24 protein-coding genes are annotated in these 26,084 nt (G+C 62.0%); 15 read left to right on the top strand and 9 right to left on the bottom strand.

Annotation, left to right across the window (positions count from 1 at the left end; genetic code table 11):
* Positions 1-24: 24 nt before the first annotated feature.
* The 8 genes from argF (at position 25) to QWI75_RS03665 (ending at position 7,978) form a co-directional block, all read left to right on the top strand.
* Positions 25-1,014 carry an ornithine carbamoyltransferase gene (gene argF / locus QWI75_RS03700; RefSeq protein ID WP_289267339.1) on the top strand — a complete coding sequence of 330 codons (990 nt, stop codon included), beginning with the start codon at positions 25-27 and terminating at the stop codon, positions 1,012-1,014.
* A gap of 13 nt (positions 1,015-1,027) precedes the next feature.
* Positions 1,028-2,248 carry an argininosuccinate synthase gene (locus QWI75_RS03695; protein ID WP_289267338.1) on the top strand — a complete coding sequence of 407 codons (1,221 nt, stop codon included), beginning with the start codon at positions 1,028-1,030 and terminating at the stop codon, positions 2,246-2,248.
* Positions 2,249-2,304: 56 nt separating this feature from the next.
* A complete protein-coding gene (gene argH / locus QWI75_RS03690) occupies positions 2,305-3,675 on the top strand; it encodes an argininosuccinate lyase (protein WP_370693613.1) in 1,371 nt (456 codons plus the stop codon).
* On the top strand, positions 3,672-3,938 hold the full coding sequence (locus QWI75_RS03685; RefSeq protein ID WP_289267336.1) for a hypothetical protein: 267 nt from the start codon (positions 3,672-3,674) through the stop codon (positions 3,936-3,938). The genes argH and QWI75_RS03685 overlap by 4 nt, the downstream gene beginning before the upstream one ends.
* A gap of 60 nt (positions 3,939-3,998) precedes the next feature.
* Positions 3,999-5,261 carry a diaminopimelate decarboxylase gene (gene lysA / locus QWI75_RS03680; protein ID WP_289267335.1) on the top strand — a complete coding sequence of 421 codons (1,263 nt, stop codon included), beginning with the start codon at positions 3,999-4,001 and terminating at the stop codon, positions 5,259-5,261.
* Between the two features lie 22 nt (positions 5,262-5,283).
* Positions 5,284-6,156: a 4-hydroxy-tetrahydrodipicolinate synthase gene (gene dapA, locus QWI75_RS03675; protein WP_289267334.1), complete on the top strand. Its 873-nt coding sequence runs from the start codon at positions 5,284-5,286 to the stop codon at positions 6,154-6,156.
* Positions 6,157-6,243: 87 nt separating this feature from the next.
* Entirely contained in the window at positions 6,244-7,047 is an 804-nt protein-coding gene (dapB, locus tag QWI75_RS03670; RefSeq protein WP_289267333.1) for a 4-hydroxy-tetrahydrodipicolinate reductase, read from the top strand.
* Positions 7,048-7,735: 688 nt separating this feature from the next.
* Positions 7,736-7,978 (top strand): hypothetical protein, encoded by a 243-nt coding sequence (locus QWI75_RS03665; protein ID WP_289267332.1) that lies wholly within the window; start codon positions 7,736-7,738, stop codon positions 7,976-7,978.
* On the opposite strand, the gene QWI75_RS03660 is transcribed toward QWI75_RS03665, so the two are convergent.
* Complete coding sequence (locus QWI75_RS03660) at positions 7,975-8,280, bottom strand: hypothetical protein (RefSeq protein WP_289267331.1); 306 nt, start codon at positions 8,278-8,280, stop codon at positions 7,975-7,977. The two genes, QWI75_RS03665 and QWI75_RS03660, sit on opposite strands and share 4 nt — an antisense overlap.
* A 209-nt stretch (positions 8,281-8,489) precedes the next feature.
* Between QWI75_RS03660 and fsa the strand changes: the two genes are divergently transcribed.
* A complete protein-coding gene (gene fsa, locus QWI75_RS03655; RefSeq protein ID WP_289267330.1) occupies positions 8,490-9,137 on the top strand; it encodes a fructose-6-phosphate aldolase in 648 nt (215 codons plus the stop codon).
* Positions 9,138-9,156: 19 nt separating this feature from the next.
* Here the strand turns inward: fsa and QWI75_RS03650 are convergent, their stop codons facing one another.
* A complete protein-coding gene (locus QWI75_RS03650) occupies positions 9,157-9,837 on the bottom strand; it encodes a uracil-DNA glycosylase (RefSeq protein WP_289267329.1) in 681 nt (226 codons plus the stop codon).
* Positions 9,838-9,953: 116 nt separating this feature from the next.
* On the opposite strand from QWI75_RS03650, the gene QWI75_RS03645 reads away from it, so the two are divergent.
* The 3 genes from QWI75_RS03645 to QWI75_RS03635 are packed head-to-tail and all read left to right on the top strand — an operon-like array spanning position 9,954 to position 15,056.
* The gene (locus QWI75_RS03645; RefSeq protein WP_289267328.1) at positions 9,954-11,045 is read left to right on the top strand and encodes a lytic transglycosylase domain-containing protein; all 1,092 of its coding nucleotides are present in this window, start codon (positions 9,954-9,956) and stop codon (positions 11,043-11,045) included.
* On the top strand, positions 11,045-12,382 hold the full coding sequence (locus tag QWI75_RS03640) for a glycerate kinase type-2 family protein (protein ID WP_289267327.1): 1,338 nt from the start codon (positions 11,045-11,047) through the stop codon (positions 12,380-12,382). The genes QWI75_RS03645 and QWI75_RS03640 overlap by 1 nt, the downstream gene beginning before the upstream one ends.
* Before the next feature lie 4 nt (positions 12,383-12,386).
* Positions 12,387-15,056, top strand: a complete 2,670-nt coding sequence (locus QWI75_RS03635; protein WP_289267326.1) for a PEP/pyruvate-binding domain-containing protein — start codon at positions 12,387-12,389, stop codon at positions 15,054-15,056.
* A 23-nt stretch (positions 15,057-15,079) separates the two neighbouring features.
* Here QWI75_RS03635 and QWI75_RS03630 read toward each other — a convergent pair whose 3' ends face one another.
* From QWI75_RS03630 to QWI75_RS03610, 5 genes are all read right to left on the bottom strand, one after another.
* Positions 15,080-16,105 (bottom strand): MBL fold metallo-hydrolase, encoded by a 1,026-nt coding sequence (locus QWI75_RS03630; protein WP_289267325.1) that lies wholly within the window; start codon positions 16,103-16,105, stop codon positions 15,080-15,082.
* 58 nt (positions 16,106-16,163) lie between these two features.
* On the bottom strand, positions 16,164-17,399 hold the full coding sequence (locus QWI75_RS03625) for a sulfite oxidase (RefSeq protein WP_289267324.1): 1,236 nt from the start codon (positions 17,397-17,399) through the stop codon (positions 16,164-16,166).
* Between the two features lie 269 nt (positions 17,400-17,668).
* A complete protein-coding gene (gene mddA / locus QWI75_RS03620) occupies positions 17,669-18,439 on the bottom strand; it encodes a methanethiol S-methyltransferase (protein ID WP_289267323.1) in 771 nt (256 codons plus the stop codon).
* 57 nt (positions 18,440-18,496) lie between these two features.
* Positions 18,497-19,162, bottom strand: coding sequence for an OsmC family protein (locus QWI75_RS03615; RefSeq protein ID WP_289267322.1), 666 nt, complete (start codon positions 19,160-19,162; stop codon positions 18,497-18,499).
* Positions 19,159-19,590 carry a hypothetical protein gene (locus tag QWI75_RS03610; RefSeq protein WP_289267321.1) on the bottom strand — a complete coding sequence of 144 codons (432 nt, stop codon included), beginning with the start codon at positions 19,588-19,590 and terminating at the stop codon, positions 19,159-19,161. Before QWI75_RS03610 ends, QWI75_RS03615 begins: the two co-directional genes overlap by 4 nt.
* A gap of 343 nt (positions 19,591-19,933) precedes the next feature.
* On the opposite strand from QWI75_RS03610, the gene QWI75_RS03605 reads away from it, so the two are divergent.
* A complete protein-coding gene (locus tag QWI75_RS03605; RefSeq protein ID WP_289267320.1) occupies positions 19,934-20,152 on the top strand; it encodes a hypothetical protein in 219 nt (72 codons plus the stop codon).
* A gap of 56 nt (positions 20,153-20,208) precedes the next feature.
* Here QWI75_RS03605 and QWI75_RS03600 read toward each other — a convergent pair whose 3' ends face one another.
* Positions 20,209-22,155 carry a sigma-54 interaction domain-containing protein gene (locus QWI75_RS03600; protein WP_289267319.1) on the bottom strand — a complete coding sequence of 649 codons (1,947 nt, stop codon included), beginning with the start codon at positions 22,153-22,155 and terminating at the stop codon, positions 20,209-20,211.
* A gap of 241 nt (positions 22,156-22,396) precedes the next feature.
* On the opposite strand from QWI75_RS03600, the gene QWI75_RS03595 reads away from it, so the two are divergent.
* Both QWI75_RS03595 and QWI75_RS03590 read left to right on the top strand, forming a co-directional pair.
* Complete coding sequence (locus QWI75_RS03595; protein ID WP_289267318.1) at positions 22,397-23,488, top strand: aldo/keto reductase; 1,092 nt, start codon at positions 22,397-22,399, stop codon at positions 23,486-23,488.
* Between the two features lie 125 nt (positions 23,489-23,613).
* Positions 23,614-25,167 carry an ATP-binding protein gene (locus tag QWI75_RS03590; protein WP_289267317.1) on the top strand — a complete coding sequence of 518 codons (1,554 nt, stop codon included), beginning with the start codon at positions 23,614-23,616 and terminating at the stop codon, positions 25,165-25,167.
* Positions 25,168-25,247: 80 nt separating this feature from the next.
* Here QWI75_RS03590 and QWI75_RS03585 read toward each other — a convergent pair whose 3' ends face one another.
* Positions 25,248-25,631, bottom strand: coding sequence for a hypothetical protein (locus QWI75_RS03585; RefSeq protein ID WP_289267316.1), 384 nt, complete (start codon positions 25,629-25,631; stop codon positions 25,248-25,250).
* Positions 25,632-26,084: the final 453 nt, after the last annotated feature.

Here is a 26,084-nt window from a genome sequence, read left to right as displayed (position 1 = left end):
CCCCGATACCGGACGACGGTCTCCATGGCTCGCTCGGCTCGCACAGCAGGTCGGACTTCTCCCCTTCGGACGATTCAGAAAGACCTGCTGTCGCTCGCGTCGGTTCCGCGCGAATCTGTACAGGCGCTCCTTTTGCTGGCGGCCAGGCTCAAGGACATGCAGCGGCGCGGTAAGCCCCATGCCTGGCTGGCCGGCCGCACGATCGGCCTGCTGTTTCAGAAGGCCTCGACCCGCACGAGGGTGTCGTTCGAAGTCGGCATGAATCAGTTGGGCGGCCAGGCCCTGTTCCTGCCGATCGGAGACATTCAACTGTCCCGCGGCGAGAGTATCGCCGATACGGCCCGGGTGTTGTCCCGCTATCTGGACGGGTTGGTGATCCGCACCTACGATCAGACCATTGTTGAAGAATGGGCCCGTGAAGCGACCGTGCCGGTCATCAACGGTCTGACCGATCTGCACCATCCCTGTCAGGCCCTGTCCGATCTTCTGACGATCCAGGAAAAGAAGGGGCGCCTCAAGGCCCTGCGCCTCGCCTATGTTGGGGATGGGAACAACATGACCAACTCGTTGATCGAAGCGGCCGTCAAAGTAGGCATGTCCGTGAGTTGCGGCTGTCCCAAGGGCTATCAACCGGATTCAACGGTGGTCGAGCAGGCCCGCCAGGAAGCGGCCAAGACCGGATCGGCGATCGAGCTGTCTGACGATCCGGAAGTCGCGGTCAAGGACGCGGATATTGTCTATACCGACGTATGGATCAGCATGGGGCAGGAGCGGGAACAGGCCCGCCGGCTCAAGGCCTTCAGCGACTATCAAGTGAACGAACGGTTGATGAAACGGGCGCGGCCGGACGCGATCGTCATGCATTGCCTGCCGGCGCATCGCGGCGAGGAAATCAGCGCCAAGGTGCTGGATGGCCCGCAATCCGTCGTGCTGGACCAGGCCGAAAACCGCCTGCACATGCAGAAAGCGATTCTGGTGGAACTTGTGCGGCCGCTGGGCCGCGCGCAGACGTGAGAGAGAACCAAGGATGAAACCGACGACATTGAAGAAAGTCGTGCTCGCCTATTCCGGCGGGCTGGATACCTCCGTGATCCTCAAGTGGCTCCAGGAGACCTATGGATGCGAGGTGATCGCCTTTTGCGCCGATCTGGGACAGGGTGAAGACCTCAGAGCCATCAAGGCCAAGGCCACCGCGCTGGGCGTCCGCAAGGTCTATGTCGAGGACCTGCGCGAGGTCTTCGTGAAAGACCACATCTTCCCCATGTTGCGGGGCAACGCCGTCTACGAAGGCAGCTACCTGCTGGGCACCTCGATCGCCCGCCCGCTGATCGCCAAACGTCAGGTGGAGATCGCGGTCAAGGAAGGGGCGGAGGCGGTCTCGCACGGAGCGACCGGCAAGGGCAACGATCAGGTCCGTTTCGAGCTGACCTATCTGGCCATCGCGCCGTCGGTGAAGATCATCGCTCCCTGGCGCGAATGGTCGTTCAAATCCAGGCGCGAACTGATCGAGTACGCGGAGAAGCACGGGATCCCAGTGACCGCCACCAAGGCGAAACCCTACAGCATGGACATGAACCTCTTTCACATCAGCTACGAAGGGGGCATTCTGGAAGATCCCTGGGAGGCGCCGCCGGAGGAGATGTTCCAGCTCACGGTCTCGCCGGAGCGAGCGCCGGACAAGCCGCGGATCGTGGATCTCGAGTATGAGCAGGGCAATCCGGTCGCCGTCGACGGCAAACGCCTCTCGCCGGCCAAGCTCCTTGCGCATTTGAATCGACTGGGCGCCGAGCATGGGATCGGCCGGGTCGATCTGGTCGAAAATCGCTATGTCGGCATGAAGTCGCGCGGCGTGTACGAAACCCCGGGCGGAACCATCCTGCATGTGGCCCATCGGGCGCTGGAATCCCTGACGCTCGACCGGGAGGTGCTCCATCTGCGCGACAGCTTGATCCCTCGGTACGCGGAGCTGATCTACTACGGCTATTGGTACGCCCCCGAACGGGACATGATCCAGAAGGCGATCGACGAGGCGCAACAGGATGTCTGGGGCACGGTGCGCGTCAAGCTGTACAAGGGTTCCTGCACGGTCGTCGGCCGGCGGTCCGACCGCTCGCTCTACCGGTTGGACATGGCCACGTTCGAGGAAGACGAAGTCTATCGGCAGCGGGACGCGGAGGGCTTCATCCGGTTGAACGCGCTGCGTTTGGCGATCCGCGCGCAACGTCGCACCGCGAGGACGCGCCGGTGAAATCCACCCGCCGGAGAGGATCGACCAAACCGAAAGCCAGAGCCAGCACCAAGGGTCTGAAGGCCTGGGCCGGGCGGTTCGGCGAAGAGACGAATCGCCTCGTGGAAGCCTTTACCGCTTCCGTGCAGTTCGATCAACGGCTCTACTCCTGGGACATTCAAGGCAGCCTGGCCCATTGCCGGACGCTCCAACGCGCCGGCATCCTCACGGCCACAGAGGCCAAGACCCTGATCCGGGGGCTCGAACAGGTGCAAGCCGAATTGGACCGGAAGCGCTTCCGGTTTCATCCCGGCGACGAGGACATCCACATGGCCATCGAGCGGCGGCTGACCGAGCTGGTGGGTCCGGTGGGCGGCAAGCTCCATACCGGGCGCAGCCGTAACGACCAGGTGGCCACGGACCTGCGCCTGTATCTGCGCGACATGCTTGCAACCCTTCGCAGCAGGCTGGAAGCCCTGCAGCGCGCGTTTGTCTCTCAGGCTCGGGCCAATCTCGGCATCGTCATGCCGGGCTATACCCACTTGCAGCGGGCTCAGCCGGTGCTGGTGTCGCACCACTGGCTGGCCTACGTCGAAATGTTGGAGCGGGACAAGGGACGGCTGGCCGACGCCCTTGTTCGCCTAAATGTGATGCCCCTTGGCTCCGGGGCGCTGGCCGGCACGAACTATCCCGTTGATCGGCAGTACACGGCTCAGCTCCTTTCGTTCCCGGCTGTATCACAGAACAGCCTGGACGCCGTCTCGGACCGGGACTTCGTCGTCGAAGTCTTGGCTGCCTTGGCGGTGCTGATGATGCATCTGTCCCGGCTCAGCGAAGAACTGATCCTCTGGGCCTCGCAGGAGTTCCGCTTTGTGGATCTTCCCGATCGGTTTTGCACCGGCAGCAGCATGATGCCGCAGAAAAAGAACCCCGACGTTCCGGAGCTGGTGCGCGGGAAAACCGGCCGGGTGTACGGCCATCTGATGGGGATGCTGACGACCCTCAAGGGCCTGCCGTTGAGTTACAACCGCGATATGCAGGAAGATAAGGAGGCCTTGTTTGACGCGCTGGACACGGCCCAGGCGTCGGTGGAGGTGCTCGCCGAGTTGGTCCAGGGACTCCGCGTAAACCGCCCTGTCGTCGAGCAGGCAGCGGAGGTCGGGGGCATGTTGGCCACGGAGCTGGCGGATTATCTCGTGCTCAAGGGCCTTCCCTTCCGCGAGACCCACGCGATTGTCGGACAGATCGTCCGGTACTGCATCGAGAAGCGCCGCGAGCTGGCCGATCTCTCGCTCGGCGAGCTCAAGCGGTTCGCGAAGCAATTCGAAGCCGACGTCATGGAACGGCTGACCGTGCAGGGCGCGATCGAACGGAAAAGCCAGACCGGCGGCACGGGCCGGCAGGCCGTCGCGGCCCGGCTGGTGGCATGGGAGAAGCGCCTGGCATGAACGGAACGGGGGCGCACAGGTCGGCCATGATCCCTCTGGCCCTCTGGCTGCTTGCCGGAGTAGGATGTGGCACCATCGGCTCACCGATAGCGCCGGAAGACGTGGGAATCGGCCCCCGGTTGCAGCGGGAGCAACAGGCGGCCAAGGCCAAGGAGCAGCAGGCCCAGGAGCGGAAATTTTCCGCAGAAGAGTCTCGGCAGCAGCCGGCCGTGGTGCCTGACGAAGCGGAACTCCCGCCCCTCCGGCCGATTGGGACACGATAACGACCAAACCCCACCCGAGACGCACCAACAAGGATACGTCGGATACGAAGGATACGCGCCATGGAAGATTTCCAATACCGCGAGGGGGAATTGTATTGCGAGGACGTTCCGGTCAGCCGGATCATCAAGGAATACGGAACTCCCTGCTACATTTACAGTCACGCCTCGTTGTTGCGGCAGTACCGGGCCTACGACAGCGCCTTCTCCGGCATCCCCCACATCATCGCCTTCGCGATGAAGGCCAATTCCAACCTAGCCATCCTGCGATTGATGGCCAAGGAAGGCAGCGGCGTGGATATCGTCTCGGGCGGCGAGCTGTTCCGAGCCCTGCGCGCAGGCGTCCCGCCCCAGAAGATCGTCTTTGCCGGCGTCGGGAAGAATCCGGACGAAATCCGCGACGCGCTCAAGACGGATATCCTGATGTTCAACGTCGAATCGTCGGCCGAACTGCAGGCGATCAACGACGTGGCGGCTTCGATGGGTGTTCGGGCCCGGGTCGCGCTGCGGATCAACCCGGACATCGATCCCAAGACCCACCCTTACATCTCGACCGGTCTCAAGAAGAGCAAATTCGGCATCGCGGCGGACCGAGCGCTGGAGGAGTTCAAGCTCGCGACCTCGCTCAAGCATATCGAGGTGGTGGGAGTCCACAAACATATCGGCTCGCAACTGACCGAGGTCACGCCCTTCGTGGAGGCTTTGAAAAAGATTCTGGGTTTGGTCCAGCAGGTGAAGGCTCACGGCACCGATATCCGTTATATCAATATCGGCGGCGGGCTCGGGATCACCTATTCCGACGAGAAGCCGCCAAAGCCGCAGGATCTCGCCGCCGCGATCGCGCCGCTCGTGCAGCACTTGAACTGCACGCTGATCATGGAACCGGGACGGAACATCGTCGGCAACGCCGGCTCGCTCATCACCCGCATCCTCTATACCAAACAGGGCGAAGCCAAACGCTTCGTGATCGTGGACGCCGCGATGAACGACCTGATCCGTCCCAGCCTGTACGGGGCCTACCATGAGATCAGGCCTGTGCAGCAACGGTTTGTCCAAGCCGCCACCCATATGGTCGACGTGGTCGGGCCGGTCTGTGAATCCGGCGATTTCCTCGCCAAGGATCGTACCTTGCCGGAGGTGCCCCCCGGCGAATTTTTAGCCGTCATGAGCGCGGGCGCCTATGGGTTTGTGATGTCGTCGAACTACAATTCCCGGCCTCGCTCGCCGGAAGTCCTGGTCCGGGGCGGCGAGGCGCACCTCATCCGCGCGCGCGAGACCTATGAGGACCTGGTCAAGGGAGAAGCTATACCGGCGTTCCTGAATTGACGCCAAGGACGGAGGCAGCGCTATGTTTACCGGATCCATCGTCGCGATCGTCACGCCGTTTCGGAACGGCAAGGTTGACGAGCGCGCGCTCGGCGACTTGATCGAATTTCAGATCGTCAACGGCACGGCCGGCATTGTGCCCTGCGGGACGACCGGCGAGTCCGCCACGCTCTCGCACGAGGAACATGATCGCGTCGTGGCGTTGACCGTGGAGGTGGTGAAGCGCCGGGTGCCGGTCATTGCCGGAACCGGCTCAAACAGCACGGATGAGGCCATTGCCCTGACTAAACACGCCAAGCAGGCGGGAGCGGACGGGGCACTGTTGATTACCCCCTATTACAACAAACCCACACAGGAGGGGCTGTTCCGTCACTATAAGGCCGTGGCGGAGGCCGTCGATCTTCCCCTGGTGCTCTACAACATCCCCGGCCGGACGGGGGTCAACCTGCTGCCGGTCACGGTTTCGCGCCTGACTGCTTGTTCCAATATCGTCGGGATCAAGGAGGGCAGCGGATCGGTCCAGCAGACGTCCGATATCGTGCAGATGTGCGGGGAGCGCATCACGGTCTTATCGGGGGACGACCCCTTGACCTTGCCGATCATGGCCTTGGGCGGCAAGGGGGTCATCACCGTCACCGCCAACCTTCTTCCCAAGGACATGTCGGCGATGGCCGCAGCGGCCTTGGCGAACCGCTGGGATGAGGCTCGGCGGCTGCACTACAAACTGTCCCCGCTCTTTGCGGCGCTCTTTTTGGAAACCAACCCGATCCCCGTGAAGGAAGCCCTTGGTCTCATGGGGAAGATTGATCCGGAATTGCGGTTGCCTCTCTGTCCGCTCCTGCCCGACAACCGGGATCGTCTGACGCGGGTGCTCAAGGATTACGGCCTCATCTGATCGAGCCAGCCCGTCAATGGTCCTCGACCAGACCCCGTTCCCCATCATTGCACACACATGCAGCACCATGCTCCAGCCCGGTCAGCCATGATTAACACCATCGTGGTCGGAGCAGCCGGTCGCATGGGGGGCCGCTTGATCTCGTTGATCAAGGACTCCACATCGCTCACGCTGAGCGGCGCTGTTGAAACCGCAGGGCATCGCGCCCTTGGAGAAGACGCCGGTGAGCAGGCCGGATGTGGTCGCCTCGGCGTTGCGATTACCGATCATCTCCCTGCGCTTTTAGAGCAAGGCGAGGTGGTGATCGACTTTTCATCTCCTGCTTCAAGCCTCGCGAACCTTGGAGAGGTCTCGAAACGAAAGCGGGCCATGGTGATCGGCACCACCGGCTTCACTCCACAAGAAACAGGCGAATTGAAACGCCTGGCGCAGCAGGTGCCCTGCGTCTTCTCACCTAACATGAGCGTCGGCGTGAACGTGCTCTTCAAGGTCTTGGCGGAGATCGCCAAGACGTTGGGCGAGGAATACGATATCGAAGTGATCGAGGCTCACCACCGGCTGAAGAAAGACGCGCCGAGCGGGACGGCGATGAAGATCGCCGAAGTCTTGGCCCGCGCCATGAATCGGGATCTCGGTCAGGTCGGCGTGTATGAACGCCATGGCATGATCGGGGAACGGACGCGTCAGGAGATCGGGGTCCAGACCATCCGCGCCGGCGACATCGTCGGGGACCATACGGTCCTCTTCGGCGGCCTGGGCGAACGCATCGAAGTCACCCACCGCGCGCACAGCCGCGATGCCTTCGCCCGCGGGGCGCTCCGAGCCGCCCAGTGGGTCGTCGCCCAGCCTCCGGGTCTGTACGACATGCTGGATGTACTGAGGCTCCGATAGCGGGCCTGAGCCGCCCGATCGTGTTCAAGACCTGCCTGAAGCCTGCGCCGAGACCATCAGACGATGGAACATCAGGGAGGAAACTCCCGCAGAGGCTTCCATGTGGAAGATCCGACGACTAGCGCGTATGGGCCGGTTCGAGCGGAAACTCTTCGGATTGTTCTGACGAGGACGGCTTTTCAGCAGAGGTGCGGAGGGCGAGGACGGCGGCGATCCCGTCGTACATCTCCCGCGCAGAGTGAGACCACTCGGGATTGAAGGGCTCGCCACGGAACGCAGCTTCGGCGGCTTTCCGTTCGTCGTTGGTCAGAGGTCTTGTGGTTTGTCCGGTCATCAATGCCGTGAGGTTAAGGGACGTGGTTCAGGATCCACCATTTTCCGTCTCCCGCAGTTCAGACAGGCGTAGACGTTGATGGCGAGACCTGCATCCAGGTCGACCGCTCGCTCCGGAATCATGGTACCGCGGCATTTGTCACAGGTTTGCATGGCCTCACAGTAACATCGGCTGCCATCGCGAACCATCCATCTGAAGTACTGGTCACACGCGGGCAAAGGACCCTTTTCTTCTGCGACATCTCTGGGTCCTTCGGCCGGTAATGGCTAGGCCATCCCCATATGCTGCGGGCGGCACGCACGACCTTGACAGTGGTGGAAGACCTTCATAGGATGACTTCAGGATGGGGGCAGGATGTTGAGACTCTTTATTGTCGCGGGGTTACTGATCGTCATGTACCTGCTGGTACGGTCGGCGATCCGCCAGTGGGGACGGCCGCCAGGTGAATTATCCGACCCCAGACAAATGGTCCAGGACCCCATGTGCCGCGTCTTCATCCCGAGAGGAACGGCCGTCCCGGCTCGAATCGGAGGCCAAACCTATTATTTCTGCAGCTCCGATTGCGCGACGAAGTTTGAGCGACAGCTTTCCGGCTAGCAGCCGGAGTAGCTGTAATCGGTCAGCTTGTCTTCCTTGTCGAACTTCAACGTGATGGCGCACTCATTGGGTTTGAAGTTGAACAACGGCAGGCTCGTTCTCCCTCCAGCGATCCGGTAATAGGTCCAGGTCTCTCCCCCAAAAAATCGTGGCGCCTTGGCATTGGGCGTTCCCCAGTTTTGCTCGAACCAGGCCTTGTCCTTTCCTTCCAGTTCGGCCGGTTTGAGCGACTGCTCCAGATAGGGGTTGCTGCTGCAGCCGACGAGCAACACCAGAGCGAGCAGCCAGCTTCTTCCTCTCATGCCTGAGTCCTCCCGTGTCATGACTCTCAGCGCATTCGTAGCCAACAACGCTGCGGACGAACGCGCGGCCAATGAAAAAATTGTACCGGCCGCGTGAACATTCTGCAAACGACGCATCGGTTTTCTGCACCGTTTGCATTCAGATTCGGTTCTTTTTAGAATGGCTGAGTGACGCCGACGATCAGTCCATTCGACGAAAGGATCATGCCATGAAACTCTTTCTCGACACAGCCAATGTAAAGGAAATTCAGGAGGCCGCCAGCTTGGGTCTTCTCGACGGCGTGACGACGAATCCGTCGCTGGTGGCCAAGGAAGGGCGCAGCTTCCGTGACGTGCTCGAGGAAATTTGCCGCATCGTCGATGGTCCGGTCAGCGCGGAAGTCGTGGCCGTTGAAGCCGACGCGATGGTGAAAGAGGGGCGCGACCTCGCCAAAATCCACAAGAACATCGTCGTCAAGGTGCCTTTGATTCCGGAAGGCCTCAAAGCCACGAAACGGCTGTCTAGCGAAGGCATCAAAGTCAACGTCACATTGTGCTTCTCGCCGACCCAGGCGCTGCTGGCCGCCAAGGCGGGCGCCTGGTGCGTCTCCCCTTTTATCGGGCGGCTGGATGACGTCAGCTCGGACGGCATGGCGTTGATCCGCCAGATCATCGCCATCTACAAGAATTATTCCTACGCCACTTACGTGCTCGTGGCCAGTGTGCGGCATCCCCAGCATGTCGTCGAGGCGGCGCTGGCCGGCGGCCATATCTGCACGATGCCGTATGCGGTATTCCAGCAATTGGTCAAGCATCCGCTCACCGACGTCGGCCTCAAGAAATTTTTGGCCGACTGGGAATCCCGCGGGCAGAAATAGCCCGGGGCCCTTCTTTCGATTAAGAGAGAATCCGCCGCGCCTCTTCAAACACCGAGTGGAACATCGGTCTCGTGAGCTTGCCGGTGAAGGTGTTCTGCTGGCTGGGGTGATAGGAGCCGATGAGCGTTACGCCGGCCGGTAGCCGGCAGACCGTCTTATGCGCAAAGCGAGGAACCGGTTTCGGAACCTCCCATCCGAGTTCCGTCCTCGCTTTCAGGTAGTGGTCGAACGCAATTTTGCCCAACGTCACCACCACGCAGACCCTCCTGAGCGATTGAATCTCCTGGAGCAGAAACCGCCGGCAGGCTAAGAACTCGTTCGGCTTCGGCTTGTTGCCGGGCGGCGCGCAGCGGACAGTCGCCCCGATATAGCAGTCCGAGAGCTTGAGCCCATCGTCCCGATGCAGGGACGCGGCCTGGTTGGCAAACCCGAATCGATGCAGGGCTTCGTACAGCCAGTCGCCGCTCCGATCTCCGGTGAACACCCGTCCGGTCCGGTTCCCTCCGTGGGCAGCCGGCGCGAGGCCCAGCACGTACAGGCGGGCCGCGGGATCTCCAAAACCGGGCACCGGTTTCCCCCAATAAGTCCATTCGCGGTACTGTCGGCGCTTGTCCGCCGCCACGCGGGTCCGATAGTCCACAAGCCGGGGGCAGCTCGTGCAGGCCACGATTTCCCGGTTCAGAATGGCCAAGGCCCGCATGGGGCGCAGTCTACCACGAACCCAAACCGCAATCCCGCTTGCTGCGCTCCTGACTTGCTGCTAGCATCGGGCCTGACATCCCGACATGAGCCGCCAATGATGGAAGGGGTTGACGCATGATGCGAGGGTTTGCCGCCGCAGTTCTGATCGGATTCACCTGGTTTTTCCTTGTCCCTTGGGTCGACCTCCGGGCGCAACCGGCGCAACTCCCGCCCCACCCCAAACCGGCCGTGGTCCCGGACAAGTCCTTGGAATCGCCCCAGCCCCCCAACGGAACCGGAGACCCCACAGCTTCGGAAATCGAAGAAGCGAACACCGAGGTCGAGGATCGGTTGGTTGTGCTTCCGGAGATCAAGCGTGAAGGGGAACGGTTCTACCTCAGCAGCTTTAAGCTCCCGGACAAGCTCACCTTTGCCGGGCAGCCGGTCCCGCTCGATAATTGGCAAGTCCGGGAACGGATCGAGTATGAGTTCTACACGTTTCTGGAGGATCAAGGCGAAAGCATCATCATGGCCAAGCGGACCGGCCGTTGCTTCCCTCCCGTCGAGAAGCAACTGACCGACGCGGGACTGCCGGACGATCTCAAGTACATGCTTCTGGTCGAAAGCAAATGCATCGCCGCCGCCTACTCGAAAGCCAAGGCCTCGGGCCCCTGGCAGTTCATCAACTCGACCGGCCGGCGCTACAAGTTGCATAACGACCGCGTGCTGGACGAGCGGCGGAATCTGGAAATGTCCACCGACGCCGCGGTGAAGTACTTGCGGCACCTGCGGGACTTCCAACAGGGGGATTGGTTTCTCGCCATGGCCTCGTACAACGCCGGCGAGGACCGTATCAGAAAGCTGATGAAGGAGCAGAAGGTCGCCGATTACTGGAAATTGCACGGCCCGCGTGAAACCATGCGCTATGTGCCCCGGATCATCGCGGCAAAGGAAATCTACTCCCAGCCGGAACGGTACCTCGGCCTGTCGAAGAAAGATCTCTACGCTCCGTTGGAGACCGAATCGGTGACCGTGACGATCAAGGAGGCTCAGCGCTCGCTGGTCTCGATTGCCGAGGAGTACGGCACCTATTACCTTGAACTGAAGATGCTCAATCCGGAGTTCAAAAAGGAATACCTGCCCCGGGGCGTCTACACCGTCAAGGTTCCGCGCCAAACCTGCCCGCAGCGTTGCTTCAAGCAAGAGACGGCTGCTCCCGTGCGTTGATGCAGGTCGGAGTCAGGCAGACTCGCGCTCGCCGTCTCTTGACCCGCCTGTTCACTTCCGTCCTCCAGGCGGTTGATCCGCGCGAGGCAATCGAGCGTCACGCGCAACGGCGCGGCTCCATCCTTTCCATCGGCTCAGATCGATTGGATCTCCGCCGCTATCGGCGCGTCATCGTCATCGGAGCCGGCAAGGCCGCCCTACCGATGGCTCGGGCAATGGAGGATATTCTCGGCCGATACCTCGAGACAGGCTTAATCATCACGAAGTACGGGCACGGTGGCCCCACCCGCAAGACACGGGTCATGGAGGCGGGACACCCGGTGCCGGATCAGACGGGAGAGGAAGGGGCGAACAGGCTCCTTCACCTGGTCCAGAGCCTCACCAGCGACGATCTGCTCCTGGTCCTCCTCTCCGGAGGGGCGTCGGCGCTGCTCCCGGCCCCCGCGGTAGGCCTCAGCCTTAAGGACAAGCAGAAGACGACCAGTCTTCTACTGCGAAGCGGCGCGACGATTCATGAAATGAACACGGTCCGGAAGCATCTGTCCAGACTCAAGGGCGGCCAGCTTGCGGCCTCGACCAAGGCTCGTGTGGTCAGCCTCATTCTGTCCGACGTGATAGGAGACGACCTGGGTACGATCGGGTCCGGCCCCACCGCGCCGGACGCCGCCACCTATCGAGACGCCATCCGGATTCTTCAGGCCTATGGCGTGTGGAACAAGGTCCCGGCCTCGGTGCGCCGCCACCTGTTGAAAGGTCGCCGAGGTTCCGTAAAGGAAACTCCCAAGCCTGGTTCGGCAATCTTCCGCCGCGTCACGCACCATCTCATCGGCAACAATCGCGCGGCCGTCGACACCGCCGCCAAAGTCTGCTCGGCCGAAGGTGTCACACCGCTCGTGCTGACAACGGAACTGGTCGGCGAGGCCAGCACAGCGGCCCGCTGGTTCGGATCGCTGGCCAGGCAGGTGGTCTTGCGGGGACGGCCGGCGAAGCGGCCCTGCTGCCTGATCGCGGGCGGCGAGTTGACGGTCACGGTCCGGGGAAAAGGAACGGGCGGCCGCGCCCAGGAATTTGCCTTAGCGGCGGCGAAAGAGATCCGGGGACTCCCGAACGTCTATGTGGTCGGGTTCGGCACAGACGGCACCGACGGCCCGACCGATGCGGCCGGCGCCGTCGTCGACGGGGAGACGGTCACGCGGGCCTCGAAACGCGGGCTCAACGTCTCCCGGGCGCTATCGGGTAACAATGCCTATCCCCTCCTGAAATCCTTGAAGCAGCTCATCATCACGGGTCCAACCGGAACCAACGTCAACGACCTCTACCTGCTGCTCGTACTCTAATCCCATGGGCGATCGTCCCTTCGTGCTCCCGCTTGCTGCCTCGCTGGACTTTCCGCTGGTCGGAGGCAAAGCGGTCGGCCTCGGGCAGTTGATCCGGCACGGCTTCCCGGTGCCGCCCGGCATTTGTCTCACGACCGCCGCGTACGACGAACATTGCCGTGAGGCCGGACTCGACGCTGAAGCGAGTTGGCAGGGAGCTTCCCGCGCGAAGGGCCATGAACGATCGAGCCTCCTGGCCGAATGCCGCAGGATCATCCTACGCAATGATCTCCCAGACCTCGTGGCTTCCCTGCTCAACGAAGAATTGCAGCGTGTACCCTGGGGGCGGATAAATTGGTGGGCGGTCCGCTCGTCCGGCACCGCGGAAGATCGCGCGCGGCGCAGCATGGCGGGGTTGTACGAGACGGCGCTCGGTTTTTCATCCGCAAACCTGCGTGAGGCGATCCTCCAGCAATGGGCCGGGCTGTGGAGCGAACGGGCGGTTGACTATCTCATCCGGTCAGGGCGTATGAGCCAAGTCCCCAAGATGGCGGTGCTCCTCCAACCGATGATCGCGGCAAGGGCGGCGGGCGTCCTCTTTTCACGGTCCCCGGTCGATCCACGAAACAACCTCGTGCTGATCAACGCCGTCCCCGGACTCGGCGCTCCGCTGGTGGCGGGGACGATCGCACCGGATGAGTACCTCGTTGCCGAGCAGGGCGGACAGTGGTCGGTTGCGGAGCACCGGATCCAAGCCAAGACCCGGGCGTTGCGGCTGGGAGAACAGGGCGTGATCGAGGAGTCGATCGAGAACAGCGCGGCCACCACCTCGACCCTTACCGAGCAGGAATTGCTCGAATTGGCCGCAACCGGGAGATCGGTTGAACGCGCGATGGGCTATCCGGTCGATCTCGAATGGACCTTCGACAGTCAGGGCCTCTGGTTGCTCCAGGCCAGGCCGATCACCGCAATGGGAAGCGATCCTGCTCCGGTAGAGAAGCAAACGGAAGGTTCCAGCAAGCCTACCCAGCCTGTGTTGAACAATCTGACGAGCGTGTGGTCGCGTGCGAACTTTAAGGAAACACTGCCGGAGGTTCCGAGCCTCCTGAGCGCGTCGTTTCTGGAAGAATACATGGAGGACAACATCCTGACGCACTACAGGGCCCTGGGATGCGTCATCCCGCCCGAGCTGACACCGGTGCGCGTCATCCAAGGCCGACCGTTCATCAACGTCACCCTCTTTCAATCCTTGATGGCGCAATTGGGAGGAGATCCGCGAGACGTCACCGAACAAATGGGAGGGCAAGGGGCTGTATCGGAACAGCTGCCTCCCCGCCTCCCGCTCTGGAAAGTGATCCGGGCCGGCTTCATGGTCGAAACTGCGATCCGCCGGACCATCCGCACGGCCCCTACCTGGTTTGCTGAAATTAGGCAGCTCGCGGCCACAAGGGCGCGGGAGGCCCGAGACTATTCCATGTTTCCGACAGAAGCCCTGTTGCAGCGATTGCAGTCGCTCGGCGACATCTTGAAGAACCGCGATCTGACCTTCGCCATCGTCGCCGGCGTGGGGCAGGGCCTTCGAATCTTGGGCACGTTGCTGCCCGGCGCGATCGGTCACGACTGGCGCTCGCTGCTGAACCGCGCCTTACAGGGACAGGGTACGATCATCAGCGCGAGGCAAATCGCGGAGGTGAAACGTCTGGCCTTGATCGCGGCGCGCGAACCCTCGGCCCGCTTGTACTTTCACCCCGAACGGACCGACTGGAGCGACTTCCGGACCAGGCTGGCCGGCACAACCTTCCTACGCGAATTCGAAGCCTTTCTTCAGGAGTACGGCCATCGTGGGATCGGCGAAAGCGACTTTTCGACTCCGCGACATGCGGATCGCCCGGACTATCTCTTGACCGTTATCCGGAACCACCTCCACGGCTCGGTCGATCAGGAGCCACCGGACCTCATGGCTCGCCAGGAGCAGGCGCGCAGCGAAGCGCTGCTGGAAATCCGCCGGCGCCTTGGGTGGAGATGGGCTCACCGGCTCCTTGCTACCTGGGCATACCGGCGCCTCACCCACTGCCTCTCGCTCAGGGAAGCCAACCGGCATTTCGTCATGTACTTTTCTGTGATGGTCCGGGACCTGGTGCTGGCTCTCGGCGACCGGCTTGTGGCGATGGAGAAGCTTGAGCGACGGGAGGAGGTGTTTTTTCTCACAGCCCGCGAGATCCGCCAGTTAGGGACAGACCCTCTGCGGGATTGGCGGCCGCTGGTGAAATTGCGCCGGGAGGAGCGAGAGACTCACCTGCGCGCCTCAGTCCCGGACCTGGTCGAACCGCACAGCAAGGAGCAGACAGAGGGAGAGCCGACCGGCCTCTCACCGGCGATCCTGCGAGGCATTCCCATTTCCACCGGTCGGATACGGGGCCCAGCGCGGCTCATTCGATCGCCCGAGGATCTGCAGGCAGTGGAACGAGGCGACATCCTGATCGTGCCGGTCATCGATCCGGGACTCGCCCCGCTGTTTGCCCTGGCCGGCGGCCTGATCGCCGAAATGGGCGGGACCCTCTCTCACGGGGCGATCATCGCCCGCGAGTACGGCCTTCCCACCGTTGCCAACGTGTGCAACGCCTTGCAGATCATCCAAACGGGAGACCGCCTGGACCTCGACGCCGAGCGCGGCGAGGTCAGACGAAGGGGATGACCGGACCGTCGCCAAGTGCTCCGTCAGCATCGGTCGGATCGTGAAAAGTGATAGCGCTTCCCGACCGCAGACGGCACCACCACCCCTTCACCGAATGCGTTGACGAGGGCCGCGACCGCCCGCCACCCGGTGCAGTGGGCCGGAATGATCATGGTGAGCCCGAACCGGCTCAGGTCGCGCACCGTCTCTGGAATGATCTGCTCCGGACCAGGACCGGACAGATGCAGCCCGCCCATCACCGCATATAGGGGCATATCGGGGAACAGGGTGTGCGCCCGGGTGAGCACGTTGACCACCCCGGCATGGGAGCAGGCGGTGAAGACCACCACCCCCTTGCCCTCGACGCAGACCGCGAGGAACTGTTCATCCAGGATGAGCGGATCGGGATCCCACCCCGCCCCGTCTTCCCGCTGTCGAAGATGGCTGGGAAATCCCCGCTCATATGCCGTGACCCTCGGGATCTCTCCACTCAGGCAAAACAGCCCATCCGGCAACAGGCGAGGCTCGGAAGAATATTGTACGTCTGTCCCCCTTGCACTGAGTTCGTCGCAGGACGGGATGGGTTTGAATGGAACGATTCCCCCATTCGGCAGCCGCAGAGCACGGCGGCGGAACACCCCAGGATGCAGGTACAACGGAACCCGCCGCCCTCCGGATTCCCGAATGAGTTCCGCCGCTCGAGGCAATCCTCCCCCGTGATCCCAATGCCCATGGGACAAGACCGCGGCCCCAATAGAACCGAACTGGATGCCGAGCCGCCGGCCGTTCCGTTCCACTGCATACCCTTCCGGCCCAGCGTCGAACAGAACTCGGTAAGCTCGGCCTTCTGCGTAGGCCGTCACCACCAGGGAAAGTCCGAAGTGGGCGCAGCAAATGGCTTCGCCGGACCACTCGACCATCCCGGCGTGCAACAGGCAACTCAGCTCAGAATGGACCTGCTGCGGGTTGGTTGACAGTTGGTCGGTGACGTTATCGACCAACACCTGTACCTCAACCCGCTCCGCCATACGGGGCCGGATGTGATGCCGCGATCGACTATCCTGCATCATCGTCGCCATCCTCTCTGTCACCGGTCACCCCACGGACCTGCCTGAGCGACATCGCGCCTCACGCGATGCGCACCCTTCTCGTGATCTGGCCGTTGCTCTCCCAGTAGGTTCGCTTGTTCGCGATCACGGGATCGGTCAACGCGGGCTGAACGTTTCCTTCTCGATCGACGGCGCGGGACGTGACCCGATGTTCTCCGGATCTCGCCTCCCAATCCAGATGCCAGAACTTCCAGGCGTAGTCGTGATCCTGTCCCCGATCGATCGTGGCCGGCAGCCAAGGCCCGTCGTCGATCTGGACCTCCACCCGTTGAACCGGCGCCCCCCAGGCAACACCCTCGATCCGGTATTTGCCGTTGCGCACGATCACCCGGGCCGGCGCCGACTTGATCAGGGACCGCCCAACGGTCTTTTGAGTCCAGACCGTCTCGCCGTTCGAGCCCTTCTCCTCGCGAATCGTGACATAGTCCTTACTCATGAACCGCCCGGCCCATCGCCGGTCGATAACCTCGATGCGAGTCAGCCATTTTACGTTGGCCACTCCGTACCAGCCGGGGACGATCAATCTCGCCGGGTACCCGTTCAGATGAGGCAACGGCTCTCCATTCATCTCGTAACAGAGGAGCACGGAGGGGTCCAGCGCTTCCGGCACGGAGAGGCTGCGGCTGAAGCACTGCCTCATCTTGATCTCGCGGACCTCCTCCTCTCCCTCGTCGGCTCCAAAGAAGACCACGTCCACCGCACGGTGCTTGATCCCTGCCTGTTTCAAGATTGGAGCCAACGGGGTGCCCGTCCATTTTGCGGTCCCGATGCCGCCGGTGAACCAATCGAACCCGTGGTTGCCGGCGCATTCGAGGGTGAAGACAACCTCCTGCCTCGGCAACGCCCTCAATTGATCCAGCGAGAAGGTCACGGGTCGCTCCACCAGGCCACCGATCGTCAGCCGCCAGTCTTCTTCCCGAATCTGAGGCCGGTTATAGTGCGACACCGTAAAGAAATCCTTGGCAGGGGTGATCCAGGAAGTCGACCGTTGCCAGTCATGTTTGTTCAGTTCGCCATAGGCCTTGATGGCCTGTTCCGGCGGGGCGGGCGGCCGGTCAAGAAACGGGATGAGCTGCGTCCCTTCCTCAGCCTGGGCGAACCGGGCCAACAGCGGCGAGTTCATCACAGCCAGGAGCGCCAACGTCGAACTGCCCTGGACAAGGAACTCGCGCCGCGAAACGGAGCGGGGCTGGCCTTCTCTCAGCTTTTTTCCACCTTCATCATGTTCCTTTGTTCGAACGTCCAAATCGGTCATCTGTGATCCCTCCTTTGGTCCATACTCTCCAACCGAATATGGCGGTCTTCGCTTCGTTCTATGGTCGAATCCAATAGAGCAGCGCCGGCGCGAGGAGCCAAAGCAGCCCCTTCACGAGGAAGAAACCAAATCCCGCGTAGCCGGCACGTTTCATCCAATGGCTCCCTTGTCCTGTGTGTGCGTGATTGAGGCTCAGGGAGTTCCGCATGGTCGTGTCTCCATTGTTATGGGGCAAGGGGGCACGGCCAGTCGTGCCCCTCCCCGTTCCATTAGGCAGCCGACGCCGTCCGGGTCCGCATCTCCGCTGTCGCCGAACGGCCGAAGCTCGGCACCAACATCGGCACCTGTTGACGATAGTCGGCATAGGCTCGGCCGTGCATGGTCACCAGGTCTTGCTCCTCAAACCGAATCGCAATCAAAATATAGGCCGTGGTCGCCAGCGCAAAGACCAGGTGAGCGATCGTCATGGTCGGCGTGGCCCAGAACGTGAACAACCACCCGACATAGAGCGGATGCCGGACATGCCTGTAGAGTCCGGGAGTCTTGAACGCCAGCGGCACATAGTCCCGGCCCCGGAGATACAGCCACACCTGCCGCAGCCCGAACAGGTCGAAGTGGTTGATCAGGAACGTCGCGATTAAGACCAGGAGCCAGCCCCCGGCGAAGAGGCCGTGCAGGACTCCACGGCCGATCGGATGCTGCACATCCCACAGCACCACGCCCATCGGCTGCCAGGCATGAAACAACAGGAGCAGCGCCGCGCTTGAGAACAACACATAGGTGCTCCGCTCGACCGGCTTCGGTATGAATCTCGTCCACCAGCGTTTGAAGGCCGGTCTGGCCATGACGCTGTGCTGTACCGCAAACAGGCCCAGCAACAACAGATTGATGGCAAGCGCTTGGCCGAGCGGCCGTTGAGGCTCCCCGTCGATCGTTTGTGCCACCCCGATGTTGCCGATGAAGGCGATCGCATAGAGAAACGTGGCCAAGAAAATGACGTAGCACAGGGTTCCATAGCTGAAGGCGAGTATCCGGTTCATGACAAGGCCTCCTTTCCGTTTGGTTGCATGTGTGTGAATGTTGTCGGAATCCGTGGTTCATCCGGCCTTGGACCGCTGCACCTCAATTGAGACCGACACGGGAACGGGATTCGACACGATGTCAAAGACCGGCGAATAGGTCGTCAACTGCTGCAACTCCTCGGCCGGTGCATCGGATGCAACCTGAAAGTGCACCCGAATGTTTTTATAGCCTGGCCGAACCTTGTCGGAGGTCCCCAGAAATCCTCTCAGGTCAAGGTCGCCCTCCAGGCGCGACTCCACCGAATCGATCCTGATGCCGCGGGCCGCCGCGTGATAGACCATCGAGGTGGTCAAACAGGCGGCCAGGGCATGCAGGACGAACTCCACGGGATTCGCCCCTTGATCCTTCCCGAGCAACACCGGGGGTTCGTCCGCATCGAGAACAAACGCCGTGGCACGCGTCCTGTCCTCCTCACCTGCCCCATAGAAACCTTGAATCGTCGAGCGATTGTGGCCGCCCTCGATCCATCGGTTAGCCGCGCGGAATTGAAAGGTGGCCAGACTCGGCTGTTGCCGCACCGCCTCGACCGTCTGGCCCAGCCGGGCCACATCCACTCCGTTCACCGTTTGACTGACGATGCTTTGTGACATGATGGATTCTCCTTTGTGCGTCTGTTGGTTGATCATCATCCGGCGAAACAACCATTGGTCCGCCGATCGACAGAGGGCTTCCCAGTTCATGCGAGCCAACTCCTCAACGCCGGATCTCCTGCCCCGGCGCAGGGCGAGACTCCGGCGGGAAACGAGAAATAGGTTCGGCGCAACAGGTCCAGTGACCAGGGTTCGAAGCGGTTCCACGGAGCCAGGGACAGGGTCCTGGCCAAGAGGCAGTAATTGAAGACCACTCGGGCCGTGGTGCCGACCAACTGGAGGACATGAATCCAGATGAGCGGCGGCCAGAGCCCGGCGATCAACAGGACGAGATACGCCATTCGCACCTGTACCAAGAAGCTCGTGAGGCTGCCGGTGCGCTTCGCGAAGTGAGCGATCTGGACGATGCAGAGGGCAATGGCCAGCCAAATGCCAGGGGTCCAGCCCGACAACCAACCGGCTAGCAGAAAAACCGTCGCCAGCCAGTACCGCCATCCAAGGTCGTGAACCTTCTTCATGGATTCCTCCTGATCTCTCTGCCAGACCCTATCGACGGCTCGGACTTGAGCATGAACGATGCCAGTGAGCGTTCTGGACATTTTTTATTCTGAATCAATAAGTTATGAATTTGACACCAGGACCATCTGGCACGTGAGATTTCGCAATTCCTGAGATCTCGCGAGGTACTTCGCGAAGATTCGTGAGTGAATCTTCATGAGCCGGTGACAAAGGGGTTCGGCTGGCTGATCAAAGGGGCATCCCCCGGAAGGTCGCACCAGGGATCTTCCGAGTGGGAGGGGATGTCGTGGTCTCGTAGAATCTCTTGTAGGACAACCGACGACTTGACGAAAGGAAGAGAAGATGTCGGAGCCGAAGGGGATGCCTCGTCAGCCGGACGAACTGCTCCGATTGTTGCAGGAATTGCGGAAAGAACTGGAGCAGCTTCTACGAGGGTTCCCAGCTTCCGACCAAAACCGGGATCGCGCGAGGACTCGCCCCAAGGATCCGCAGGATGCAGCCGGGGTCAGTCCACACGAATCGACGCAGGACGTCGCCGACTCGAAATCGTCCGAGTCGTGAACCGTTCGACAAGGCGGGGCACATCATGATAGGAGGGAAAAGTCTGCGGCCGATCTTTATGAACGGGAACGGCGGGAGATACCCAACGCTTTCATGCGGGAAGCCAAGGTCGATGGATTCATCCCGAGGAGCCTGGCAGCCCCCTTGTCGCCCGAGACCTTCCAATCGGCGGTCTCGAGCGCGCGGAGAATATTCTCCCGCTCCATCGCCTCCAGCTCTTTCATGGTCCGTATGGGAGGCCTGCTTCCATCCCTGCAGGATATCGGTTCGTCAACAGGGGAGGGCGCGACTTCCGGCAACGCCCGGTCCAAGTTCAGCCGCCCGTCCCGGGCCGTGATCACGGCCCTCTCTATCACGTTTTGGAGTTCGCGCACGTTGCCGGGCCAACTGTAAGCCTTCAACCGGCGGATGCACTCGGGGGTCAGCGGCGCGATCGTCTTTCCCATCCGTTGGGCAAAACGCTGCGCGAAGGCCTGGGCGATTCTGATCACATCGTCGCCACGTTCGCGGAGCGGCGGCAGTGGGATCGGGAACACGTTCAAGCGGTAAAACAGGTCCTCCCGAAACTTGCCCTCGCGTACAGCCTTCGCCAGGTCTCGGTTCGTCGCGGCCAGCACCCGCACATCGATCTTTTTGGTGTACGAACTGCCGACCGGCTCGAACTCCCCTTCCTGCAGGACACGCAGCAGCTTCCCCTGGAGATCCAACGGCAATTCGCCGATCTCGTCGAGGAAGATCGTTCCCTTGTCCGCCAGGGCGAACCGCCCCTCCCGCCGCTTGGTCGCGCCGGTGAACGCGCCCGGCTCATGCCCGAAGAATTCGCTCTCGATCAGCGACGAGGGGATCGCCGCGCAGTTCACCGTGACCAAGGGCCGCTCGCGGCGCCGGCTGGCGCCGTGGATCGCGCGGGCGATCAGTTCCTTCCCGGTCCCCGTCTCGCCCATGATCAGCACGGTCGCATCCGTTTCGGCCACCTGCGCGACATCCCGGAGCACATGCCGAAGCGGCGCGCTCTCCCCGATGATCGCGTCGTACTGCTGCAGCGCCTGCAATTCCTGGCGCAACAGCTCGGTTTCGGCCGTGAGCGATCGGATCTTCCGCTCGGCTTCGAGGCGCTCGTTCACATCGCGCAGGATCAGCGTGTAAAAGGTCCGGCGCCGCAATTCGAACTGCGACAGGGTCGCTTCGGCGGGAAACTCCGCGCCGGCGCCGCGCCGGGCGGTCAATCCGCCAGCGATCCAGAGCGAGCGTCGGCCTTCCGGCATGGTGCGCAGCTCGTCGATGAGCTTGGTGAGGGTCTTCGAACTCTCGACCGTCAGTAAGGCGGACACGTGCCGGCCGATGAGATCCGGTCCCCTATTCGAAAAGATGTCCTCGGCCGCCGGGTTCAACCGCGTCACCGTCAGGGCGTCGTCCAATTCGATGATGGCATCAAGCGCGCTCCTCACCAGACCGGACAATTTCTCCTCGCGTTCCCGGACCTGAGCCTCCGAACGGAGCCGCCGGAGTTCCGCCGCGGCGCGCGCCGCGAAGATCTGGAAAATGGCATGGATGCGCGGCTCTTCCGGAAGCGGACGCCGATCGATGACCGCCAGATGCCCGAGGATCGTCCCGTCCGTGTCCTCCAACGGCACTCCCATGTAGCTCACCGCGCCGATGGCAAGCACGTCCGGCTCGTTGGGATAGAGCTCCAGCAGCCGATCGGGGAAATGCACCAATCGCTTGGTGTCGATCACGCGCTCGCAGGGCGACCCCGCGATGTCCACTTCATAATTCTGCACCCATCGCCCGTCCATCCAGAAGGCCAGGGCGCGCAGGCGGCGCGTATCTGCAAAGTATTCCGTCACCCAGGCACCGTGGGTGTTCAGCGCGCGGGCCAGATTCTGGACCAGCGACTGGAAAAACCGCTCGCCGGTTTCGGTGGCGGTGCCTTCAAGAATCGCCCGCAAGGCCGAGTCAGGTTCCAACCCGTGGAGCGGAGTATTTGTGGCGGGACTGGACATAGGCACGATGCCGGTGAACGGACCGAATCGCGACAGTAGTATGGACAGGTACGAGGAGGTGCGCAAGGGGGCGACAGGTCGAGGGAACGGCCCCTCTCCCTCACCCTCTTGAAAGGCCGTCAGGCCCGGTTGACTCGGCCCGGCGGGCGGCCTAAGGTTGATTGATGCTCAACATGCCGTTGACTCGATGCAACAGGCCGATGAGGGAACCGCGATGAGCCGGAACAAGAAGAGGCCCCCCATGCATCCCGATGCCCAGAAACAGATCTGGAACCGTCGTCTTGACCGCCGGGAGCTGCTCAAAACCATCGGCATGGCCGGATCGATCCTGGCCCTGACCGGTCCCAGCCAATGGGCGCGGGCCCTGGCGCAGGAACAGGCGGGAGTTGCTGCCGAGGCCGATACCTCCGTCGCCTCCGTGCCGCCCTCAACCGGAGAAGTCCCGAGACGCGCATTGGGCAAGACCGGCGTGGAGGTTTCGGCGCTCTGTTTCGGCGGGGCTCACTGGGGCCGAATCAAGGACGAGGCCGAGGCGATTCAGCTCTTGCACGAAGCCATCGACGCGGGCGTGACGTTTCTTGACAATGCTTGGGAATACAACGGCGGCCGGTCAGAGGAATTGATGGGTCGCGCGTTGATGGGGCGTAGGCCACAGGCGTTCCTGATGACCAAGGTCTGTTCGCACGGACGAGACAAGAAGGTGGCCCTCCAGCAATTGGAGGATTCATTGCGCCGCTTGCGGACGGATTATCTCGACCTGTGGCAGATCCATGAAGTCGTCTATCCGGACGATCCGGAGCGCCATTTCGCGCCCAACGGGGCGGTCGAGGCGTTGCTGGAGGCCAAACGCCAGGGCAAGGTCCGGTTCATCGGCTTCACCGGCCACAAGGATCCCAAGATCCACCTGAAAATGTTGCAATACGACTTCCCCTTCGACGCCTGTCAGATGCCGCTGAACGTGTTCGACGGCACCTATCGAAGCTTCGAGCGCGAGGTCTTGCCGGTGCTCAACCAACGCGGCATCGCGCCGCTCGGCATGAAGAGCCTGAGCGGCAATGCGGCTCCAATCACCGAGGGCATCGTCACGGTGGAAGAGGCGCTCCGCTACGTGTTGAGCCTGCCGATCGCTTCATTGGTGAGCGGGATCGATTCGGCCGCGGTGCTGAAACAGAACCTCGAGATTGTCCGGCGATTCACGCCGATGACAACCGCCGAGATGCAGGCCCTCCGCGCTCGCACGGCGGCCTACGCCGAGGACGGCCAGTATGAGCTGTTCAAGTCCACCACTCGCTATGACGGCCGCATCGGGCGAGCGCAGCACGGGCTGAGTTAGTCGTCATCCGTCGTCCGCCTCTCCGACTCCGCCTCGCAAAGCCGCATCTGCTTGACTCTCTTTCGCGATGGTGTAGAAGGAAAAGAGCAGTCCAGAGGAGCCGCTTCGCCGGCAAGGGGTCCACTATGGCCGCTTCGTCCTCTCCGCCGAATCTTCCCCAGTACGACCCGCAGACCTTGCTCAATTCGCAGCCGGTCATCGTCTCGGTCATCGATCCGGAAACGCATCGCGTGCAGTTTCAGAACGAGACGGGGCTCAGGAAGTTCGGAGACATCGCCTGCCACCCCTGTTACGAGAAGATCGCAGGCAACGCCTCGCCTTGCGCCTTTTGCCGCATGCCCGAGGCCCTGGCCACCGGCGGCATCGTTTCGAGCGAAGTGGCGCTCCCCAACAATCAATACCTCCTCATCCACTGGTCCCAGGCCCGGACGGCCGATGGGCGGGTTCACGTCATCGAGACCATTGCCGATGTCTCCGAGCACAAACGGATCGAACACAGCCTGCGCCAGGCCCAAAAAATGGAGGCGATCGGACGGCTGGCGGGAGGGATCGCGCATGACTTCAACAACCTGCTGATGGTCGTGATCGGCCATGCGCAGCGGCTGATCCAGCAGCTCGCCTCGCATCCCAGCCGTCACGAGCTGGAATTCATCAGCCAGGCGGGGACGCGCGCCGCGGCGCTGACGAAGAAGCTCTTGACGTTCAGCCGCCATCAGGTCCTCGAACAGCGCGAACTCCACCCCAACAGCCTGCTTCGCGAGATGGAAGACATTCTCCGCCGCCTGATCGGCGAGCAGATTCAGATCGTGATCGTGCTGGACCCCAAGGCGGGACACTTCCTCGGCGATCCGGTCCAGGTGGAGCAGGTGATGCTCAATCTGGCGTTGAACGCGCGCGATGCAATGCCGGACGGGGGTATTCTGACGATCGAGACCGGCAACATGGACGTGGACGAGGAGTTCGTCCGCCGCCATCCCGGATCAAAGGTCGGACCGCATATCAAGTTCGTGGTCGAGGACACGGGTTGCGGGATCGACGCGGACACCCTCGCCCATATCTTCGAACCATTTTTCAGCACCAAGGAATTCGGCAAGGGCACCGGGCTGGGGTTGGCGACGGTCTACGGCATCGTGAAACAGAGCGGCGGCTACATCGACGTGGCCAGCCAGCCTGGCCGAGGTTCCCGTTTCACCGTGCTGCTCCCGCGCATCGTCAAGGAGGACGCGGAACCCGACCAGCCGACGGACGACGCCGCGAAGCCGATCTACCGTGGGACGATCCTGATCGTGGAAGATGATGAAGGCATCCGCCACCTCATGGGAGCGGTCCTGCGCGATGAGGGGTTTGAGGTGCTTGAAGCGGGGGACGGCAACGAGGCGCTCAAGATGCTCCAGCTCCGCCGGGGCCATTGCGATCTGCTCATCGCCGATGTCGTGATGCCCCGCATGAAGGGCGCCGTGCTGGTCCAGGGAGTCCGCGCCATGGTCCCTGCCATCAAAGTCCTCTACATCTCGGGTTACGCCGGCGAAACCCTGTCGGCCAACGGGGTCGATGACCAAGCCGCCTTTCTCCAGAAGCCGTTTCTCCCCTCCGCCCTGACGGAAAAGGTCAACGAGCTGCTCTCCGCCTCTTCCACGCAAACCCAGGGAACCCGTCAATCGTCAACCATCACTCGTTGAGGCCAACGGACCGTCAGTCGCGGTCCTCCTGATCGAATGACGATCGCCACTTGATCGTTGACGCGACAGCCGGATGAAGATCAGGCCGCTTGGACGGAGCCGGTCCTCAACCCTGCTTCCAAGACGGATCGCCGAAAATGCTCATAGCAATCCATGAGGGCCGGCTGATCGGGGGAGAGTCGCAGAATGCCCTGGGTGGAGCCGGAGAGCAACGCCCACTCCGCCGCATAGGCCGCGAGTTGATTCGGAGTCAGGCCATGTTGGCCGAACAGGGTCACGGCCGATTCGGAAAGCTTGACCCTCATCGTGGAGAGGGACGCCCCATAACCGATCAGAAATTCATGGCGGAAGCCGAACAATACAAGCACGCCGTTCGTCGCGACAATCCCTCGCTGTCCGCAATGGAGACATACGACCGGCTGGAGCGGGGCTTCATCGCTGTGAGCATCCGGATCCGGTCGCATGGAACGCAGGCAGGCGCGGCTTGGACAAAGCGGAGGCCTGCCAGCGAAAACCGTCCCGACCGAGGGGTCATCTCCTTCATGACGTTGGACGACCTGGCTGGAGGACCCGTTCATCATCACCCTCATTCACATTCACAACTCGTCCAAGACGCGCGCATCTAAGGAAAGTTTCAACAACCCTCTGCCAGTATAGGCCTCTTGCTTCTCTCCTGTACTGGGAGCTCCCCTAGCACCATCCTGTCTTTTACAGTGCAAATGGCGAACCACGTGCAGGATCCGGCACATTCCGCAACGCTTTAGCATGACGCAAGATCGAAAACGTATCGAGAAAGATACAGCGCTGTATCCTTTTGGCCTCAGGATGATTGGATCATCAAAGGGGTGAGTGGCGGTATGTATGGTATGTATGAGGTATGTGACGGCGCGATTCGTGATTGACAAGCCCATCCATAT

The sequence above is a fragment of the Nitrospira tepida genome (genome assembly GCF_947241125.1).
GTDB classification, from domain to species: Bacteria; Nitrospirota; Nitrospiria; order Nitrospirales; family Nitrospiraceae; genus Nitrospira_G; species Nitrospira_G tepida.
The sequence above is the reverse complement of the archived record's forward strand: the minus strand, read 5'-3'. Positions and strand labels throughout refer to the sequence as shown.